General features: G+C 59.9%; 13 protein-coding genes. 9 read left to right on the forward strand and 4 right to left on the reverse strand.

Features of this window, described 5'->3' with window-relative positions; translation table 11 throughout:
• Positions 1-61 precede the first annotated feature (61 nt).
• Together FKG95_RS23735 and FKG95_RS23740 are read right to left on the reverse strand one after the other, a co-directional pair.
• Positions 62-778, reverse strand: a complete 717-nt coding sequence (locus FKG95_RS23735) for a DsbA family protein (protein WP_179954244.1) — start codon at positions 776-778, stop codon at positions 62-64.
• Positions 779-945: 167 nt separating this feature from the next.
• The gene (locus FKG95_RS23740) at positions 946-2304 is read right to left on the reverse strand and encodes a M48 family metalloprotease (RefSeq protein ID WP_142898934.1); all 1359 of its coding nucleotides are present in this window, start codon (positions 2302-2304) and stop codon (positions 946-948) included.
• A gap of 106 nt (positions 2305-2410) precedes the next feature.
• Between FKG95_RS23740 and FKG95_RS23745 the strand changes: the two genes are divergently transcribed.
• Complete coding sequence (locus FKG95_RS23745) at positions 2411-4090, forward strand: gamma-glutamyltransferase (RefSeq protein WP_179954245.1); 1680 nt, start codon at positions 2411-2413, stop codon at positions 4088-4090.
• Between the two features lie 61 nt (positions 4091-4151).
• Complete coding sequence (locus FKG95_RS23750) at positions 4152-5297, forward strand: pyridoxal phosphate-dependent aminotransferase (protein ID WP_142898936.1); 1146 nt, start codon at positions 4152-4154, stop codon at positions 5295-5297.
• A gap of 169 nt (positions 5298-5466) precedes the next feature.
• Here the strand turns inward: FKG95_RS23750 and FKG95_RS23755 are convergent, their stop codons facing one another.
• Positions 5467-8433, reverse strand: a complete 2967-nt coding sequence (locus FKG95_RS23755) for a ribonuclease E/G (protein WP_142898937.1) — start codon at positions 8431-8433, stop codon at positions 5467-5469.
• A 691-nt stretch (positions 8434-9124) separates the two neighbouring features.
• On the opposite strand from FKG95_RS23755, the gene FKG95_RS23760 reads away from it, so the two are divergent.
• The 5 genes from FKG95_RS23760 to FKG95_RS23780 all read left to right on the forward strand — a co-directional run bounded on the left by FKG95_RS23760 (position 9125) and on the right by FKG95_RS23780 (position 16000).
• Entirely contained in the window at positions 9125-10327 is a 1203-nt protein-coding gene (locus FKG95_RS23760) for an N-acetylmuramoyl-L-alanine amidase (RefSeq protein ID WP_246116883.1), read from the forward strand.
• 261 nt (positions 10328-10588) lie between these two features.
• Positions 10589-13039 (forward strand): penicillin-binding protein 1A, encoded by a 2451-nt coding sequence (locus tag FKG95_RS23765; RefSeq protein WP_142898938.1) that lies wholly within the window; start codon positions 10589-10591, stop codon positions 13037-13039.
• 191 nt (positions 13040-13230) lie between these two features.
• Positions 13231-14356 (forward strand): peptide chain release factor 2 gene (gene prfB / locus FKG95_RS23770; RefSeq protein ID WP_142898939.1). Its coding sequence is split into 2 segments (ribosomal slippage): positions 13231-13299 and positions 13301-14356, totalling 1125 coding nucleotides; the frame shifts between segments, so codons are not numbered across the junction.
• A 124-nt stretch (positions 14357-14480) separates the two neighbouring features.
• Complete coding sequence (locus tag FKG95_RS23775) at positions 14481-15083, forward strand: MBL fold metallo-hydrolase (protein ID WP_179954246.1); 603 nt, start codon at positions 14481-14483, stop codon at positions 15081-15083.
• Between the two features lie 281 nt (positions 15084-15364).
• Positions 15365-16000, forward strand: coding sequence for an HD domain-containing protein (locus FKG95_RS23780; RefSeq protein WP_218940346.1), 636 nt, complete (start codon positions 15365-15367; stop codon positions 15998-16000).
• 27 nt (positions 16001-16027) lie between these two features.
• On the opposite strand, the gene FKG95_RS30255 is transcribed toward FKG95_RS23780, so the two are convergent.
• Positions 16028-16564 (reverse strand): methylated-DNA--[protein]-cysteine S-methyltransferase, encoded by a 537-nt coding sequence (locus FKG95_RS30255; RefSeq protein ID WP_142898941.1) that lies wholly within the window; start codon positions 16562-16564, stop codon positions 16028-16030.
• Between the two features lie 290 nt (positions 16565-16854).
• Here FKG95_RS30255 and FKG95_RS23790 point away from each other — a divergent pair, with 290 nt between their 5' ends.
• Positions 16855-17313: a MarR family winged helix-turn-helix transcriptional regulator gene (locus tag FKG95_RS23790; protein WP_179954247.1), complete on the forward strand. Its 459-nt coding sequence runs from the start codon at positions 16855-16857 to the stop codon at positions 17311-17313.
• Positions 17314-17378: 65 nt separating this feature from the next.
• Entirely contained in the window at positions 17379-20609 is a 3231-nt protein-coding gene (locus tag FKG95_RS23795) for a 2Fe-2S iron-sulfur cluster-binding protein (RefSeq protein ID WP_142898943.1), read from the forward strand.
• Positions 20610-20788 lie beyond the last annotated feature (179 nt).

Genomic DNA, 20788 nt, shown 5'->3' on the forward strand with positions numbered 1-20788 from the left:
CGCCTTGGAGTCAAGGACCGAAACCGGTGTTGTTTTCCCAACCCCTCGCGGCGAGCCGGCTTCAGCTGGCGTTGGCTCGGGCTTCGGCAATCAGGCGCTCCATCTCCTCGAGATTGACCGCGCCCGGCACAAGTGTTCCGCCAATTACGAAGGCCGGCGTGCCGCGGATCGAGAGCTCTTCGGCAAGCGCGTAATTGTTCCGCAACGCAGCATTGATCTCTTCAGATTTCATGTCGCGTTCCATCAGGTCGGCATCAACACCGACCTCTTCCGCAATTCTGCGAAGATGAGCCGCACTCATATCGCCCGGTTCGCGCATCAGCGCGAAGTGGAAGGCTTCATACTTTCCCTGCTTTTCAGCCGCGAGGGCGGCTTTCGCGCCTTCAACCGATTCCGGGCCCAGAATTGGAAACTCCTTGAAGACGACGCGGACGTTGCCGTCCGCTTTCATGGCTGTCTCCAGGGTATCGGCGGATCGGCGGCAATAGGGGCAGCGGTAATCGAAGAATTCGACCACCACGACATCGCCATCCGGATTTCCGGCGACCGGTGACGCGGGATCGTTTTCCAGCCTCTCCTTGTTGTCTGAAACGGCTGAGAGGCGGCGCTGCTCTTCGGCTTCGGTTCGGCGCTGTTCGTAGAGCGTCAAAGCCTCGACCAGCACTTCCGGATTGCGCAACAGATAGTCGCGGACGATCTTTTCGATGTTTTCGACCTCGGCACTTGGTGCCGCAGCGGTCGATTGATCCTGCGCCTTTACCGGAAATGCGTAAAGCATTATCCCGATCATGAGCAGCGACAGATGGAGGCCGATTGCCGATGGTCGGCGGACGGCCCGTGTGGATTCTAAAAACACGTCAGGAACTCTCCCGGTTTATCTCAGTGTCGCACTCGTATTCTCAGTCGCTGTGGTGCATGGCTGGCACTGCTGTGTCGCCCAGACCATCAACGGTCTTGCTTTTCAACCAGTCTCTCAGCCAAGCCTTCAATGTCCTGGGCCCGGAGGGAGCTGGGCGTATCTTTGGGCAGAATTTTCACCGCGCGGCGGGCATGCTGCAGGGACTCGCGTGCCCGACCGCGTGCCAGTGCGGCTTCGGATAGCGCCAGGGCCGTCATTCCCGTGTCACCGCTGCGGCCATAAGCAATGGCCGATAGGCGCCAGGCCGAGGAATTGTTCGGTTCGCTGCGCAAGGTGAAGGTCAGGTTTTCGAGCGCCCTCTGATCCAGTTCCGGTGTGTTCGCTTCGATCTGAGCCTGGGCCAGTGCGAAACGAAGTTGCGGCGAGTCAGGCAACAGATCCGCGGCCATTTGAAAGGCCGGTATGGCTTCGGCACCGCGGGCATTCTCGTAGAGCATCTGCCCTTTGAGTTCATGAAAATAGGGATCGTCAGGGTTTTCGTCGATCAAGCCGTTGATCAGGGGCAGCGCGATGTCCAGTTCCGCCTCGCGGTAATGGGCAATGGAGCGCGCGTAGCGGCTTTCGAGTGAATTGTCGTCTTCCGGGTATGACTGAAAGACCCGTGAAATCGGCCAGAGGAAGCCGATCAGCTTGGCCCTTACGCGTTCATGAAGCCGCACGAGTTCTTCCGGCGGCGGGCTATCCTTGTAGGGTGATGCGGCGACGGCGTTTTCCAGGAAACTGATCCGTTCCTGGGTCAAGGGGTGCGTGCGCAGGTAGGGATCCTGGCTGGTCGCCAACAGGACTTCCTGACCGCGCAGGACGCCCATGAAGTCGAGCAGGCCCTGTGGAGAGAGCTTTGTCGCTTCGAGCAGGCGGATGCCGGCCTGGTCCGCCGCTGATTCCTGGCTGCGGCTGTACCCCAGAAAGCCCTTGAGTGCGACGTCCTGTCCGCCGCTGATGATGGCCGAGGCCGCCTCTCCACGACCGGTGGCCAACGCCGCGCCGATACCCAGAAGGTAACTGGCGATGATCGTGGATTGCGCGTTCTCGATGCTTTGGCCGCGGATTGCAACATGCCCGCCCGCCATATGGCCGGTTTCATGGGCGATCACGCCGATTGCCGCCAGCGGGCTCTCGGCCTTGATCAGGAGGCCGGTGTTTATGAACATCCTGTTGCCGGTGGTGACAAAGGCATTGAGCGAGTCGTCGTTGACCAGGAAGATCCGAACCGACTGGGGGCTAAGGCCCGCCGCTTGGAATAGTGGCGTCGCGTAGATTCGAATGGTAGTTTCGATTTCCGCGTCGCGCACCAGTCTCAAGCCCTGGGCGGACAGCGGCGCCGGCGCCAGAAAGGCGAGGACAACCGCGAGAGCCGCGAAGGTGGAGAAGATACGTTTGATCACAAGTCAAGTCTCGACATCAAAAGATAAACCTAAGGTCGGTATTCGTGCGATTCAACGAGGCGCTCCACAAGATCCCAACTTAGACCCACAGATTAATCAGGTTACCGTGAATATAGTTTCAGCAAACGCCACCATCGGCAAGGCGCAAGGACTCTTCTCAAGCGTACGCACCTCCCTGAACATGGTTAAATCCCTGCGTTTTAGTGCGGGAAGACGCATTTTATTGGCTGGCAGCGCCATGTTGTTGGTCGCCGCTTGCGAGAGTAACCCGGAACCCGGGGGTGTGTTTGCCCCCGTCGATGGTTTTGCGGGTCTGATTGCGGGCGATGAACCGCGTGCCGTGGTCGTCGGGCGCGATGTGCTTGGCAATGGCGGCACCGTCGCCGATGCCGCCGTCGCAATGTATTTCACGATGGCCGTCACTATGCCCTCGCGCGCCGGGATCGGCGGTGGCGGTGTTTGTGTCTATTTCGATGCCCCCAACCTCTCCAGTGAAGTCTTCGAATTCCTGCCCCGGCAGAGTGCCTCGGGAGGCATGGTTCCGGGAAATGTGCGGGGGATGGCTGCCTTGCACGCGCGGTACGGGACTTTGCGCTGGGCTCAGATGCTGTCTCCCGCCGAGGGATATGCGCGCTTCGGCCATGCGGTGAGCCGCGCCTTTGCCCGGGACCTGGCTGTCGCAGGACAGGCTCTGCAGCAAGTTCCCGACCTCAGACGCCGCTTCGAAATGCCAGATGGAGCTTTGGCCCGTGAGGGAAACACCATTGCACAGACTGAACTTTCGGCGGTTCTTGCCGGGGTGCGGCAACGCGGCGCTGCTTATTTTTACGGCGGCGACTTCGCCAACCGGCTCGCAGAGGCATCCACCCGTGCAGGGCTTCCGCTGACGGTCGAAGATATCAGAAGCAGTCTGCCGAGCATCCGTCCGGCTGCGAGCTTTCCGGTGAATTCCGATGTCGCCTACTTTTCGACGCCGCCAGCCGCGGGCGGCATTGTAGCCGCCCAGATCTGGCAGATGCTAACGGCCGCCGAGGACTACGAGGATGCGAGCGAAGAACAGCGTTCGCACCTTTTCGCCGAAGCCTCGATGCGGGCTTTTTCGCAGCGCACCGGCTGGATAATGCCCGATGGCCGTTCCAAAGAGGATCTGGAAACGCTGTTGAGCGAGGCGCGGGCAGAGACGGTCATGGCAAATTTCAATTCCGGCCGCCACACTCCGGCAGATCAGCTTTCTCCAGTGCCGGGAACAGCGCCCGGTGACCCGGGCGCGGCGGGGTTTGTGATCGGTGATGCCTACGGCAATGGTGTTTCCTGCAGCTTCACCATGAACGGGCTCTTCGGGTCCGGCAGGGTCGCACCGGGCACGGGCGTGCTGCTTCCGGCGCCGCGGCGCGCGCTCTCCGATGGAGGCGACACTTTGAGTGCCGTGATTGTCGCCAACACCAATACGGGTGTGCTGCGCTTCCTGGGCTCTTCAAGCGGCGGCGCGGCGGCTTCGACCTCTCTGGTGCGGCTGATGCTGGATAGTTTGGCTACGGACAAGGGGTTGTCCGCCTCCATGGCGGAGCCCCGTGTGCATCACGGCGGTGCGCCTGACATCACCTTCTATGAAGAAGGAAGCGGTGCCGTCGCAGACCTCGAGGCTAAAGGTCATGTGACACAGATCGTGCCGCAGATCGGTCAGGCAAACGCCATTTACTGTCCCAGGGGGATCGTGCAATCGCCTGCCGCATGCGAGGTCCAGGCCGATCCCCGCGGGCACGGTTTGTCCAGCCTTGTGCAATAAACAAGCCCGACCTCCAATTGGGTAGGGAATCGAGCTTCAGAGCGAAGGGTGTGAGGGAAAGATGGTGTTGAAGGTGGCCTCCCGCGGGCGTGCGGTCTCGCCCTTCATCGTGATGGACGTCATGCGGGCTGCGGCCCAGCGCGAAGCGGAAGGGGCGGAGGTTCTGCACCTGGAGGTCGGGCAGCCCGGGACACCGGCACCGGAAAAGGTGATCGATGCGGCTAAAAACGCCCTGGACAGAGACCTGATCGGCTACACCGATGCCAGGGGCACCGCGAGCCTGCGGGCGCGCATCGCCCGCCACTACCAGGATCAATATGGCCTTCCGGTCGATCCGGAGCGGGTCATGGTGACCACGGGTTCCTCGGGCGGGTTTCTTCTGAGTTTTCTCTCCGCGTTCGACCCGGGCGACCGCGTGGCTCTCGCGGCCCCTGGATATCCCGCCTACCGCAACATTCTCCAAGCCCTCGGCGTGGAGCCGGTGCTTCTGACCAGCACTTTGGAACACCGCTTTCAGCCGACAGTCGGTCTGCTCGAACGCGCCGGGCAATTGGACGGTTTGATTGTAGCCAGCCCTTCAAATCCTGCGGGTACCATGCTGGATGACGGGGAACTGGCTGCCCTCGCGGGCTATTGCACGGCAAATGATATCCGATTGATCTCGGATGAGATCTATCACGGCATCAGCTACGGCCATCGGGCGGTTTCCGCGCTCGCGCACAGCCCCGATGCCATCATCATCAACAGTTTCTCGAAGTATTTCTCCATGACCGGCTGGCGGCTGGGCTGGATGGTGGTGCCTGAAGATCTGCTTCGGCCTGCGGAGTGTCTGGCGCAGAACCTCTTCATCTCGGCTCCGGCCTTGTCTCAAACCGCGGGCGAAGCGGCCTTTGATTGCGGCGATGTTCTCGACGGTTATGTGGCAACCTACGCGCGGAACCGTCGGCTTCTACTTGAGGAACTGCCCAAAGCCGGTTTCTCAACCATGGCCCCTGCCGACGGTGCTTTTTACATCTACGCGGATATCTCGGATTTGACCGATGATAGTGAAGCCTATTGCCGCCGTATGCTGGCCGAGACCGGGATTGCGGCGACGCCCGGCGTCGACTTCGACCCGGCACGGGGACATCACTTCCTCCGGTTTTCTTTTGCCGGGCCGGAAGCCGACATTGCCGAAGCAGCCAAGCGGCTGCAGGCCTGGGTTTAACGGCTGCCCGCCGCCCAGCGACGGGTCGCTATCCATAAAAAGAAGCTCCGCTTCGGGTTTCTCGACCCAAAGCGGAGCTTCATTCTCTTCACCCGCAGATCTTGAAGAGGTAATCGCGGGTCACTTGTGCGTCAAACTACCAAGCAGCATTCAGGTCCGGACTGCGTCGTTAGACCCAACGCGACCACCACCCGCGGCGTTTTTCACCTTCTTCACCGGCCTGGCCGTCTTCGCCGCCTTGGGCACCAGAGGTTTCTTGCACGGGTTCGGAAATCGCCGCGGTTACGGGCTCCGGCGACGCAGGTTCCCGCACGGCAGTGTCCTGAGCGACCAGCTCAGCGGGCTCAGCCGGCCGCGGCTCAGCAGCCATAGTCTCTTCCGATACTGCATCTTCGGTCGCTTTCGCGGCCGCCGGCTTTCGAGTCCGGCTACGCGGTGTTTTGGCCGTTGCCGAACGGCTTCGGGTTGCCCGCTTCTTCGGCGCTTCTTCGGTTTTGGGTTCTTCTGCTTTTGGTTCTTCTGGGGCCACCTCATCTGCAGATGCCGACGGGTCCGCCGGCTTCGCCTCGGCAGGTTTTTCCGGTGCCGCTTTATCGCTGTCGCTGCTTTTCTTGGCGCGGCTGCGGCGGCGTTTAGGTTTCGGGGTTTCCTCGGCCGGGGCTTCCTCGGAGGCATCAGCGGCTGCTGCATCTGAACCCGCGCTTTCAGATGACACCACGGCTTCAGGTGACACCACGGCTTCAGGTGACGCGGCCGTTTCTACGGGGGCGCCGGCCGCTTCGTCTTCAGAGCTTCCGGAGGCAGCAATCGCGCCGTCCTGCCCGGTTTCTTCTTCTGACGAGGCATCGCCCTCAAGCGTCTCGCCGTCTTCGTTTTCCTTGCGGCGGGAGCGTCTGCGGCCACCCCGCTTTCCGCGACGGCGGCGTTTGCGTGCCTTGGTTTCCTCGTCGTCGCCTTCGCCGTTTTCGTCCCGCGCGGCATCTTCGGCAGAGACCGCATCGTTCTCCTCGCCTTCAACGACGGAGGTTTCCTCCGCAGGTGAAGCCACGGTCTCGTCATCGCGTTTCCGGCGGCGGCGGCGGCGTGAGCGTTTTCGCTCGCTTCCGGCCTCTTCAGAGCTTTCGACGCTTTCGTCTTGCAGGTCTTCGTCATCGCGTGATCTTGAAGCCTGACGGTCTCTGTTGCGATCACGCGAGCGTTCGGATGAACGTTCCGCAGGCCGTTCGGCCCGATGATCGCTGGTACGCTCGCCCGCTTCGCCAACCCGCTCAAGACTGTAGTCGGGCGCAGTCAGGCTATTGTCAGCGGCAATCTCGATCGAGAAACCGTAGCGTTCTTCGATGTTGAACAGGAGCGCGCGCTTCTGATTGAGCATGTAGAGCGCGACAGCGGTCGGAACCTTGATCAGGAGGCTTCCGCCCGCACGGCGTATGCCTTCCTCTTCAACCGCACGCAAAACATGCAGGGCGGTCGATTCGGTGGTCCGGACCGTGCCCACTCCCTGGCAGGTTGGACAGATCAGGGTCGAATTCTCGACCAGGCTTGGACGCAGGCGCTGACGCGACATCTCCAGCAGGCCAAAGGGGCTGATCCGGCCAAGCTGGATTCTGGCCCGGTCGTTCTTCATGGCTTCTTTCAGCCTGCGCTCGACCTCGCGGTTATGGCGCGACTCTTCCATGTCGATAAAGTCGATCACGACCAGACCGGCGAGATCGCGCAGACGGACCTGCCGAGCGACTTCGTCTGCCGCTTCGAGGTTGGTCTTGAGTGCGGTTTCCTCGATGTGTCGCTCACGCGTCGCTTTGCCCGAGTTAACATCGACCGCAACCAGCGCTTCCGTTGGGTTGATGACGATGTAACCGCCTGATTTCAGCTGAACCGTGGGATTGTGGATGGCGTCAAGCTGGCCCTCGACTTTGTAGCGATGGAACAGCGGAATCGCGGGATCCTTGTAAAGCTGAACCTTCTTGGCGTGGCTCGGCATCAGGGTCCGCATGAAGCTTTTCGCGGCCTTGTAGCTGTTTTCGCCTTCGACCAGAACGTCTTCCATATCGCGGGAATAGAGATCCCGGATCGCCCGTTTGATCAGGTTCGCTTCTTCATGGATCAGGGCGGGCGCGCTGGACCGCAGCGTGAGCTCCCGGATTTCATTCCAAAGCCGCATCAGATATTCGTAGTCGCGGCGAATCTCGGTTTTGTTGCGCTGGCTTCCCGCTGTACGCACGATCACCGCGATGCCCTCAGGGATCTTGAGTTCGCCCAGGATCTCCTTCAAGCGGCGGCGGTCACCGGCATTGCTGATCTTGCGGCTGATCCCGCCGCCCTTGTTGGTGTTGGGCATCAGAACGCAATAGCGCCCGGCCAGGGATAGGTAGGTCGTTAGCGCCGCACCCTTGTTGCCGCGTTCTTCCTTGGAAACCTGCACCAGAATGACCTGGCGGCGTTTGATGACTTCCTGGATTTTGTATTTGCGGAGCAGTTTTGCCCGGCTGCGCTGCACGATCTCGTCGTCGTCATCTTCGCTCAGGGTATCGACGCTGGATTCGCCTTCGATCTCCTCGACGGTGTCATCCTGCTCGACCTCCGCAGCGTCGTTCTCGCCACTGTCAGCTTCGGTGGCTTCGTCAGCGGAGCCGTCTGAAGCTTCCTGATCAGCGGTCTCGGACTCTGCTACCGTTTCGGGCTGGGTGTCGTCGGAACCGGCAGTTTCCTGATCTGTTGGCTCAAGCCCGGGGCCGTCCCCGTCGGAAGCCCCTGCGTCACCGGCCTGATCTTCGCCTGCCGGGCTTTCGTCATCGGGGTCATCCGAACCATCAACCTGCTCATCGCCCGTGCGAACGGAGGATTTGAGGGCTTTCTCCTCAGCCAGCAAAGCCTCGCGGTCGGCGATGGGGATCCGATAGTAGTCGGGATGGATTTCACTGAACGGCAGGAAACCGTGGCGATTGCCGCCATATTCTACGAAAGCCGCCTGAAGCGAAGGTTCTACCCGCGTGATCTTTGCGAGGTAGATATTTCCTTTGAGCTGCTTTTTAGAGACTGTTTCGTAATCGAACTCTTCGAGACGAGAACCATTGTGAACCACCACCCGCGTCTCTTCCGGGTGGGTGGCATCGATTAACATACGCTTTGCCATTAATTGGAAACTCCAACGCGCATCCTACGCCGGCCGCAGCTATGGCGGGGCGGGGCGCGTAAATCTGTAGTGGTTGGTTACAAACCATCCAAGGGTCTCACGATATTGCGTTCAAACGCGGCCGTCGGCGGCGGAGAACGCTTGCCTTTGTCTGCGCGCAAGGCGCGCAAACACTGAATTTTGTGCGAAGCGGGCCGATTCTGCTTAAGCTTCGCTGGTCGTTGTCGCTGTTCTTTACTCTCGGCACTTCCGCGTCCGGTGATGACGGCCATTCCTTCCCGCTGTTGGGACCCGTCTTGGGTGTTAAGGTGCCGTGCCGTCAGTCCGTCGAGGATAACCGTTCCGACGCCGATCCCATAGGAGCGCGGCATCTTTTGTGGTTAAGAACGTTCCGTGTGCAGAGTAACAGTACTGCCCTGTATGTGTCACACCCTAATTTTTCGTTATTTTTTCGGCGGATACCTGGCGTGTCTTGACCAGAGTCGCGACAGTCTCCGGACCTCGGTTCTCAGTTGGGGCAGACCCGTCCGTCGTTGAGAGCGATCTCGGCGCAAGGCCGGGAGCTGCTTCTGCGAAGCCGCGATTCCTGACGTTTTTTCTGGTTGCAATCCCGTGAATCGGATACATCTCGTGAGAATGCTGCCGCTTGAACCAGCCTTTGCTACCCGATTCGGACCATGAGATTCGGCCCATGAAACGTCTAGTCCTGATTTTGGCGGTCATGCTGCTTGGAGCCCATGAGGCGGCGGCCAAGCCTGCCGTTTTGGATATTCGTGTCGGCCAGCACCCGGATAAGACGCGACTCGTTCTCGAATTGTCCGAAGCCCCGAACTACCGCGTGTTCCTGCTGCCGAACCCCTTTCGGGTGGTCATCGACCTGCCCGAACTCGATTGGTCGGTGCCCGAGAGCAAAATTCCGGAGGGCGCCGGCGCCATCAACGCCTTGCGGTTCGGGCTTTTTGCGCCGGGGACCAGCCGCGTGGTCCTGGACCTTAAGCAACCGGTCCTGGTCAAAAGCGCCTTTGTTCTGCCCCCCAAGGACGGACGTCCGCACCGATTTGTGGTCGACATCGAACCCGTCACCCTCGCGGCTTTCAATGCGGCCCCTGCGGAGCGTCTTGGCGCCTCTTCGGAAAAACCTCTCCGGACCACACAAACGGCAGCCGCGGCTACGGTGCAACCCAAGCCGGCGGGCGACCGGCGGCCGACCATCGTAATTGACGCCGGCCATGGCGGCGTAGACCCTGGTGCTACGGGTGTCAGTGGGCTGCTGGAGAAAGACCTGGCTCTGGAGTATGCCAAGGAATTGAAGAGTCAATTGGAGGCAACCGGACGGTTTCGCGTGGTTTTGACCCGGGACCGGGATGTATTTCTGGCGTTGCGCGATCGGATCAAGATCGCGCACCAGGCAAACGGCGATCTCTTCGTGTCGCTGCATGCGAACAACCATAAATCCAGAAAGATCAAAGGTTTTTCGGTTTATACACTGTCTGAGAAATCGTCCGATGCCGAGGCCAGGAGTCTCGCGGCCAAAGAGAACAAGGCGGATATCATCGCCGGTTTCGATCTTTCCGAGCAAACCGAAGTGGTGCGCGATATCCTGATCGATCTGGCGCAGCGCGAGTCGAAAAACCAGGGGAATCAGTTTGCCGCGGATGTGGTTGATGAGGTGGGCCAGGTCGCGAACCTGCTCGGAAACCCGCACCGCTACGCCGGATTCGCGGTTTTGAAGTCGCCCACAATTCCTTCGGTGCTGATTGAAATCGGCTATCTTTCGAACCGGGCAGAGGAGAAACGGTTGCGCGATAAGGGCTACCGCAAGAAGCTGATGTCCGCACTATCGCGATCGATCGGTAACTATTTTCAGCAAAATCAGACTTTTAATCGTTACTGAACGACCCAATATCCAGGGTGTGAGGAAAAGTTCAGGAACCCTCTCGCGCATTGATTTGTTAGTCTGTTAACAGATCGGGGTGGGAAGCGTGGCACTGATCATTTGTTAGGTATTATTGCGTATGTTTTGAAAGCATACGCCAGCTTATGATAATGACAGGATGTTGCGCGGTCTTTCGGCGTTTATTTAACGGAACGGGCATCGCTCGCCGGTAAACGACAGCCTGCTTTACCAAACCCGGCTGCAGAGCGAACGGAGAATATGCTTAGGTTTTTTGTCTTCAGTCTGGGCTTCCTGGTTTTTGTGGGCCTGGCGGCTGTGGTCGGCGGATTTTACGCGCTGCACCACTACGGCCGCGGCTTGCCGGATTACAAACAGCTTGCGGACTATGAACCGCCGATGGTGACCCGCATTCACGCGGGCGATGGACGTCTGATGAGCGAATACGCCATCGAGAGGCGTGTCTACGTTCCCATTCAGGCGATTCCAAAGCGTGTCGTGAATAGTTTTCTCTCGGCGGAAGACAAGAATTTCTACGAGCATCCCGGGGTCGACTTCGTCTCACTGCTTCGCGCGGTCGTGACGAACGTCGCGAATATCGGCCAGGGACGGCGTCTGGTTGGTGCTTCGACCATCACGCAGCAGGTGGCGAAGAATTTCCTCCTGACCAACGAGGTTTCCTACGAGCGCAAGATCAAGGAGGCGTTGCTTGCCTTCCGGATCGAGCGCACCTTTTCCAAAGACCGTATCCTCGATCTCTATCTCAACGAGATTTATCTGGGGGGCGGCTCGTACGGTGTTGCAGCAGCGGCCCTGAACTACTTCAACAAGCCGCTCGATCAGTTGACGATTGCCGAGGCGGCTTATCTGGCTGCCTTGCCCAAGGCGCCGAACAACTATCACCCTGTCCGTAAACATGCAGCCGCAGTCGCCCGGCGGAACTGGGTGCTCCGGCGGCTGCTTGAAGACGGCAAGATCACACCTGAAGAGGCCGAAACCGCGCGGAACTCTCCACTTGAGGTCCGGCGGCGGGATGTTACCGAGGTCGTCGATGCCGACTTCTTCAGCGAGGAAGTCCGGCGTGAACTGGTTGAGCTCTACGGCAATGACAAGCTCTATGAAGGCGGCCTGTCGGTTCGCACCACCCTGGATCCACGGCTCCAGCGGATTGCCGATCTGACCCTCCGCAACGGGCTGCTGGCCTACGACCGGCGACATGGCTGGCGCGGTCCGGTGGCACAGCTGGACATGGAAAGCGGCGACTGGCAAGAGAAGCTGGCGGAGATCAGACTGCCCGCCGGCGCGAAGCCCTGGCGTCTCGCCGCCGTGCTCGAGGTCGGTGCTCAGTCGGCCGCTGTGCAACTGGCGGACGGCACAGAGGGCACACTGCCGATGAGTGAGCTCGTTTGGGCTCGTAAATGGCTTAAAAATCAGAGGTTTGGCGAGAAACCAAGCAAGCCTTCCGATGTTGTTGCTGTCGGGGACGTGGTTCTGGTTGAGCCGGTTGAGGCGAATGAAGAGGGTGAGGCCTACGAAGCCGGGACCTTCGCCCTGCGTCAATTGCCCCAGATCGACGGCGCGCTGGTGGCGCTGGATCCCCACACGGGCCGGGTGTTGGCGATGTCGGGCGGTTTCTCCTTCGAGCAGAGCCAATTCAATCGCGCCACACAAGCAAAGCGCCAGCCGGGCTCGTCCTTTAAGCCTTTCGTTTATCTGGCCGGACTGGACAGTGGCTACACGCCCGCAACCATCATTCTCGATGCGCCTTTTGTGATCGACCAGGGGCCGGGCCTCGGAAAATGGAAACCCGGTAACTACACCAAGAAATTCTACGGACCGACCCGCATGCGCGTTGGAATCGAGAAGTCACGAAATCTGATGACCGTTCGTCTGGCCCAGACCATCGGCATGGAGAGGGTGGCTGACTATTCGCAGCGCTTTGGGATCGATAAGAACCTGCAGCAGGTTCTTTCCATGTCGTTGGGGGCGGGCGAGACCACGCTGATGCAGATGACAACGGCTTACGCGATGCTGGTCAACGGGGGTAAGCGCATTACGCCCAGCCTGATCGATAGGATTCAAGACCGCAACGGGGCGACGATCTACCGTCACGACTTGCGCCTTTGCGAGGACTGCATGACCGACTATCAGTCCGGTGGCGTGATTCCTGAACTGGAAGATGAGCGCGAACAGATTGCCGATCCGCGCAGCGCCTATCAGGTCGTTTCCATGCTGCAGGGTGTGGTCGAACGCGGGACCGGTCGCAAGATCAAAGCGGTGGGCAAGCCGCTTGCCGGTAAGACCGGTACGACCAACGATTATATGGATGCCTGGTTCGTCGGCTTCTCGCCTGATCTGGCTGTCGGAATCTTTACGGGCTTCGATAATCCCAGGACTCTGGGCCGGAGTGAAGGAGGGTCTGCGGTCGCCGCCCCGATTTTCCGGGATTTCATGGCCGAAGCCCTGAAGGATCAGCCTGCGATCCCCTTCCGTATTCCGCCCGGTATACGGATCGTACGCTTGAACGCGGAGACGGGGCAGCTTGCGCGTCCCGGCGACCGGAACGTGATGCTGGAGGCCTTCAAGCCTGATAACGTGCCCAGCGGACAGCAGGTGCTGATCGACGGCGGTTCGCCTGCTACGGGCGAGACCGGCGGCGGAGCGCTCCCGGTTCAGCCACGAAATGAAGGCCTTTCGGGCGGACTCTACTGACGCGTTCGACGTTGGGTTTTAACGCCCCGGCCGAGCCTGGCCCCGGCTGATCCCGGCCCTGGCTGATCCTAAATGTCGGTCTGTACAGAAGCCTTTGAATTCCGTAAAAGAACAGCAGTAAATCCGGAGTGAGGCCCTTTCTGACGGATGCCGTCGCAAAGGATCGAACCAATACCCGCACAGGAGGCCGCATGCGCGCCGAAATCCAGGCGGTGGTTGACGACATTACGCAGTCGTTGACCCTGCTGAGGAGGCATCTTTGACTTGGATGCCGCAACACGACGACTAGACGAACTGAACTCCCTGGCCGAGGATCCCTCGCTTTGGGACGATCCCGACGCCGCGCAGAAAATCATGCGCGAGCGCACGCAGCTTGAGCAGTCCATCGCCAACTACAAGGAATTCGAACAGGGTGTCGAAGACGGCGTCATGCTGATCGAAATGGGCGAGGCTGAAGAGGATGCCGATACGGTCGCGGAGGCAGAATCTTCTCTGATCGCTTTGCGGGACCGGGCGGCCAAGGAACAGCTCGCCTCTTTGCTGTCCGGCGAAGCGGATGCGAACGACTGCTACCTGCAGGTCAATGCCGGTGCAGGCGGCACCGAAGCCCAGGATTGGGCGGAAATGCTGCTGCGCATGTATGTCCGCTGGGCGGAAGCGCATGGCTGCAAGGTGGAATGGCTGGACGAGAGCGCCGGCGAAGAAGCCGGGATCAAGTCCGCGACGCTTCAGATCAAAGGCCATAATGCCTATGGCTGGCTGAAAACCGAATCCGGTGTGCACCGCCTGGTGCGCATCTCGCCGTACGACTCTCAGGCCCGGCGTCACACGTCTTTCTCCAGCGTTTGGGTTTATCCGGTTGTCGACGATACGATCGAGGTCGAGGTTCTGGATAAGGACCTGCGGGTCGACACCTTCAGGGCATCCGGCGCGGGTGGGCAGCACGTCAACAAGACCGACAGTGCCATCCGGATCGTGCACGAACCGACCGGCATCGTCGTGCAGTGTCAGAACGACCGGTCACAGCACAAGAACCGGGCCCAGGCCATGGCGATGCTGAAGGCCCGGCTCTACGAGCATGAGCTTCAAAAGCGCGAAGAGGCTGCCCAGGCGGAAGCCGACGGCAAAACCGACATCGGTTGGGGGCACCAGATCCGCTCTTACGTCCTGCAGCCCTATCAGATGGTCAAGGATCTGCGCACCGGCCATGAGACCACCAACTCCGGCGCGGTTCTGGATGGCGATATCGACGGCTTCCTCGAGGCGTCTCTGGCCAGCAGAATTTCGGGGAGCAACAGCGAGGCGGAAGCCTCGTAAGTTGCCGTTGTCCGGCGCCTGAAGCCTCAAGACCATCGCCCGCTGGTCCAAGATGGCTATGTTCGATAGAATGCGTCCAGGCTGTGGGCGTGAGACCTGCAGTTGCCTAGAGATGGGAGTGGCGATGCGCGAAATCCTCGAGGGTATTCATTGCTGGTCGCGTTTGTCGCAACCCCATGGCTACGACTTCAACGGCTACTTCCTGACTCTGCCGTCAGGTAACCTCGTCATTGATCCGGTCGAGCCTGAAGATGGGGATCTCAAGCGCCTGGTCTCTGAGGGCGTTTCAGAGATCCTGCTGACCAACCGCAATCATAGCCGCGCCGCGAACCGTATTCGTGAGGCGACGAAGGCGAAAACCCTGATCCACGCCGAGGATGCCCGGCATGCCCGTAGCCAAGGCTGCGAGATCGATGGCGAACTGACACCGGGCAGCCGGGTCGGTCCGCTTCATGTCTTGCCGGCTCCCGGCAAGTCGCCGGGTGAGGTGGTGCTTTACTGGCGCGAGCGGCGGCTGGCCTTTATCGGCGATCTGGTGATCGGCAATCCTCCAGGGCGTTGTTCGCTTCTGCCGGACGAGAAGATGGACGATCCGGCGCGCTTACGTGCCAGTGTCAAGACCCTGCTGGAGCTCGAGCTCGATTGTCTGATCATGGGCGACGGCGTGTCGATCACACAGAATGCCAAACCGGTCCTGCAGGATCTTGTCTCCGGGTTTACCGCCTAGCTGATTGCGTGACGGGTCGCTTGCGGCCAGTGCCGTTCTTCGACGTGTGAAACTCACAGATTAAAGGTTTGTGTTTAAAACACTGAATATGGAATTCGAAATTTGGAATCCGTAATTTCTGGGACACGATCTTTAGGCTAGTCATGGTGCCCGGTTCATGATGTCGCGGTTCACGATGCCCCAGGTTCAGGATGCCCAGGTTCAGGATGCCCAGGTTCACGATGCCTGGTGATGTTTTGATGAAGGGCGCGTATTGAAGAGAGAACACCATGGAGGAAGGTATGTCTGAAGTTGGTTCCGCCACCCAAACAGGGTCTGAACAGCGGGTGGTCTCTTTCACGCAGATGAAAGAGGGCACCAGGGAAGACTATCTCTATCTGCGCGGGCTGGAGGAAGCACACAATCGGGGAACGGCCGAGCGCCTGTTGCGCGCGTTGCGTCTGCAGGCGGAAGAAACGATCCCGGGCTACCGCATCACCCGTCTTGAGCACGCTTTGCAGTCGGCGACGCGGGCTTATCGCGATGCCGCCGGCCTCGATTGGGTGGTGGCGGCTTTGCTGCATGATATCGGCGACGGCCTGGCCCCACAGAATCATGACCGCTTCGCTGCGGAGATTTTACGCCCCTTTGTGCGCGACGAAGTTACCTGGGTGGTTGAACACCACGGCGCCTTTCAGATGGTCTACTACGCCCATCACTACGGCTGGGATCAGTACGAACGCGAAAAGTACCGCGCCCATCCTTATTACCAGACCTGCGTGGATTTTTGCGAGCGCTGGGATCAGGCTTCCTTTGACCCGGATTATCCGAGCGAGCCGCTGGAGTTCTTTGAGCCCATGCTGGGCGAGGTCTTTCAGCGTAAAGCCTACGAGGAATCGAACCTGCGGACCGGCCTTGCGAAGGGTTTGATGTCCTGATTCCTCCGGTTTCAAATGACGGACGCCTTAGCTGTTAGCGGCCAAAGCGCCCTCATGCGCCAACAGCCAGGCTTTGCGTTTCAGCCCGCCGGCGTAACCCGTGAGCTTACCCGTGCTGCCGATGAGGCGGTGACAGGGTACGACAATCGACAAGGGGTTGCGCCCGTTGGCGGCACCTACAGCGCGCGGCGCATCGGGGCGTCCCAGCTTTTTTGCCATCTCGCCGTATTGCCAGGTCTGCCCGGCGGGGATGTGCCGCAACGCGTTCCAGACCTGCTGCTGAAACTCCGTGCCGCCACTGTCGACGGGAAGCGCGTCGATCGCTGTCACGTCACCTTCCAGATAGGCCATCATCTTATCTGAGTGTCCGCCGGAGTTTTTGACCTTCAATAGTTCGTAGCGCCCAAAGCGTGCCGTCAGGTTTCGCTGCAGGCGGTCAAGGCAGTCGTCGAATTCGACGGCGCAGAGCGGGGGTGCCGCGTCTGCTTCACTGCCTTCGCTTAAGGTGACCAGGATAATGCCGCCGATGGGCGAGGGAATTTCATCGGTGAGAAGAGTGACCACGGCGGCTCCGGCTTTGTGCTTCCAATACGATGCTCAGAATTGCCGAGATTCAGCACCTCCGCAAACGCGATCGAGCTTATCGAAAGGGCACACTACCCGCTGGCTGGAAGCGGCGGTGATGATTTGTGGCGGTTTACGCTTTTCTTGATCCACGGAGCTTCAAAACCGCGTTCCATATCAACAGTGTGCGGATTGGGAGACAGTGAATTTCGAGTCGGCCGGACCGTAGACTGACGGAACGCAACGGCAAATAGTTGACAATGTTAATTACTTTGCCGAAACTTGAGCGCATGAAGCAAACGATCGCGCCACACCGGCTTCGGGACGGCCTGGGCTACCGGGTGTCGCGCCTGGCCCGGGTGATGGAACGGGATTTCGAACGCCGGCTTTCGGGACTCGGGATCACGCGCCTGATGTGGTGTGTGCTGCCGACAGTGGGCCTGGAAGGGATCGTGCGGCCATCCGAGATTGCCGGTCATATCGGCGTCGATCGCACGGCTTTATCGCGGGTGCTCCGTGAACTGGAGGCCAAAGGTCTGGTTCGACGCGATAAAGATGGGCGCGATGGACGTTCGACCCATGTGACCCTGACCGAAGAGGGTACGCGTTGCCTGGACGCGGCGCTGCCGCAATCCATGGGCACGACCAATCACTTCAGCAGCAAACTGAGTGGCGAGGAGGTCGACATCTTCCGGCACTTGATCGACAAACTGCTCGCGGAGGAAGAGGGCGCCTTGCCGGGCATCTGAGGCTGGGCTCTCTGCAGGTGTGCAGGGCTGCTGTCACGGCAGGCGGATCAAAAGGGACGAGATCTATGCGGTTGTTTTCCTATAAAAACAGGCCGGTCCACCTGGGGCCGTATCCGCTCGAGCGTTTGAAACGGCAAGAGGCGCAGCCGGATCTCTTCGACGTCCCTGTCATGCAGCCTCTCGCGTTTCTCGACGATGAAAGTCCGGAGAGCCTCGCCAATCCCATGGCGCTCTTTATCGGAATGCTGGACGCGATCAGGGACGGCCTGATCGCAGAGAAACGCTCGGAAATTCCATCCAGTCTCGAGGAGCGCAGCGATCATCTTAAAGCCGCGGGCTACTACTTCGATGCGACGCAGGCCGGTATCTGCGCCTTGCCGAAGGCGGCATTTCTCGAGCAGTCGTTCCGCAACCCAGTGCTGGATCAACTGCTCGCACAACTGGAGGGCAGCCAGCCCAAGACGCTGGCATCCGGCATCGATGTGGTGATGGCGGACGTGAAAGAGTCCGCGAAAGCGAAGCCTGCGCCGATGGACCATCACGGCTATGCCGTGGTCTATCTGGTCGAACATCCGCGTGATCCGGACCCGGAGGAGCCCGGATCGGACTGGATCACCGGGACCCTGGAGCAGCGCTCCGCGGTCAGAGCGGCGGAAACCGCCGTTGTGCTGGCGAACTACCTTCGGATTCTGGGCTTTGAAGCGCGCGCCCATACGGCCAGTTCTTCGGATGTGGATCTGGGGAAGCTGGCGCTGGCGGCTGGGCTGGTCGAAAAAAAGAAACGCGCCGACGGGTCCATTGGACTGAGCAATCCCTATGTCGGCGAACGCTACAGTCTCGCGGCCATCACCACGACGCTCGAGCTGGCACCCGATCTGCCGCTCGCGCCGCGTGGTTTGGGCGATCGCTGGCGTTCGCACGGTCCGGCCTGGTGGCTCGGCAAAGGCAGCTTCAAAAGCCTGTTTAACCGAACCCCTTACCGCAAGCGGCCCTTCGCAAAGGGCGCTCTGCCTTTTGAGAAGATCAGGCAGCAGGAAGAACCCACCACCTTCATCGACTCTGCCCGTGTGCCCCGTGTGCCCAAGCGCACGGATATGTTTGCCCGTGCGCTCTTCGGTGACATGGGCAAGGTGGTGCAGGAGGGCTCGAAAAACGGTTGTTACGTTCTGAAAAACCCGATGGGTTATTGCTCCCGGCGGGCCTTGGGCGCGCTGATTCTGTTACAGGACGGGCAGCCGGCGGCGGAAATCGCGAAGTCTGCGCAAGATTCCCAGTGCAACGCCGACAACGTGAAAGCTTCCCTTTACTACCTCGGGGCCGATGCCGTCGGACTCTCTCCCGCGCCCGACTGGACCTACTACTCCCACGACGCCGCCGGGAACGAAATCGAGCCCTATCATAAGAACGCGATTTCGATCCTGATCGACCAGGGCCACGAGACCATGGACGCGACCAGCGGGGACGACTGGATTTCCGCCGCGCAGTCCATGCGCGCCTATCTGCGCTCTTCCCTGATCGGGGGCATTGTGGCCGAGCAGATCCGCCGCCTGGGTTACGGTGCGCGGGTGCATTCCGTTCTGGACGGTGAGGTCCTCCAGCCACCTTTGCTGCTGCTGTCCGGCCTGGGCGAGGTCAGCCGGATCGGTGAGGTGATCCTGAACCCCTACCTGGGACCGAGACTCAAATCGGGCGTCGTGACCACTGACATGCCCTTTGTCTATGACAAGCCGATCAATTTCGGTATGCAGACCTTCTGCGAGAACTGCAACAAATGTGCGCGCGAGTGCCCGGCCGGGGCGATCACCGCCGGTCCCAAGGTCATGTTCAACGGCTACGAAATCTGGAAGTCGGATTCGGAACGCTGCGCGCGTTATCGGATCACCAACCTGCTGGGCAGCATGTGCGGCCGTTGCATGAAGACCTGTCCCTGGAACCTCGAGGGGCTGTTCAAAGAGGCGCCCTTCCGCTGGCTGGCGATGCATTATCCCAAGGCGGCCAAATGGCTGGCCAGGCTCGACGACAGGGTCGGCAACGGCCAGATCAATAAAGTGAAAAAGTGGTGGTGGGACCTGGAACTGCAGCCGGACGGCCGTTACATCCCGGCCAAGGAAACCAACGCCCGGGCCTTGAGCCTCGATCTGGATTTGAAACCCGAAGACCAAACCCTCGCGGTTTACCCCGCGCACCTGGCGCCACCGCCCTATCCCGTGCCTTTCCCGATGGACCGGGAAGCCGGTCTGGAGGCTTTTCAGGCTCTTCTCAGTCCGGAGGAGCATAAGGCGCGCCTGGCAAAGGGAGAGACCGAGGACTTGGTGCCGCAATTCCGGATGCCGGAGGGACCCCCGCCGGTGATGCCGGTGACGCTGTCGAAGAAGCGCGTGATGGCGAAGGACATTGCCTGCTACGAATTTGTCGCGCCCGATGGTGCTGACCTGCCGTCGTTCGATGCAGGCGCGCACATCGATGTGGTGGTGGCTCCTGAATACTTCCGGCAATACAGCCTCGCCGGCGATCCGGCAGACCGGTCCAAATACGTGATTGGTGTCCTGGAGGAAAAAGAAGGCAAGGGGGGATCGAAACTGATGCACCGGATCTTTGAGGAGGGCCGAAAGGTTTTCATCTCACCGCCGCGCAATCATTTTCCCTTGGCCGATAGCGCGGGCAAAACCCTGTTGATCGGCGGCGGTATCGGCGTGACGCCCCTGATCGCCATGGCGCACCAACTGCATGCCAAGGGCGCCGACTTTTCTCTCTTTTACTGCGCGCGCCAGCGTGAGAGGGCAGGATTTGTCGAAGATCTGGAGCAGGCGCCATGGAGGGACCGCGTCCGCTTTTTCTTTTCCGCCGAGGGCAAACGCGCAGATCTTGACGACCTGCTCGCGGGTTACGGCAGCGGTGATCAGCTCTATACCTGTGGTTCGTCAAACTTCATGGACGCGGTCTTCGCAGCGGCAGAAAAGAATATCTGGCCCGAGGATGCGCTGCACCGGGAGTACTTTTCCGTGCCGGATGACGCCGAATATGAAAACCACGAATTTACAGTGCGTCTTGCGAATGACGGCCGCAGTTTTGACGTTCCGGCCGAGAAGTCCATTGTCGACGTGCTGGGTGCGGCGGGTATTCATATCGATGTGAAGTGTTCCGAGGGCATCTGCGGCGTTTGTGTGGCCCGCTACACGGAAGGCGATGTCGAGCACCGGGATTTTGTGCTGGGCAAAAAAGAACGTGTCGAAAAGATGATGACCTGTTGTTCGCGCGCCCGCGAAGAGGGCGGTGAGGTTGTTTTAGATCTCTGATTTTCAGGCTTCGGATCCTGCAACCGGAGACTTTTTTGAAAGTTCACACTTCTCGCAGGTTTTTGGCTGAATTCAACCAAAAAGATACACTTTTTCGAACTGTAAAACTCCTCTGCTTCTTCTGAACCTCACAGCCTAAACAGGTGTTTCTATGAACCGAATTTTTAAGGGTTTCCGAT

Origin of the sequence: Denitrobaculum tricleocarpae, from assembly GCF_007004665.1 — a bacterium.
GTDB classification, from domain to species: domain Bacteria; phylum Pseudomonadota; class Alphaproteobacteria; order Kiloniellales; family Kiloniellaceae; genus Denitrobaculum; species Denitrobaculum tricleocarpae.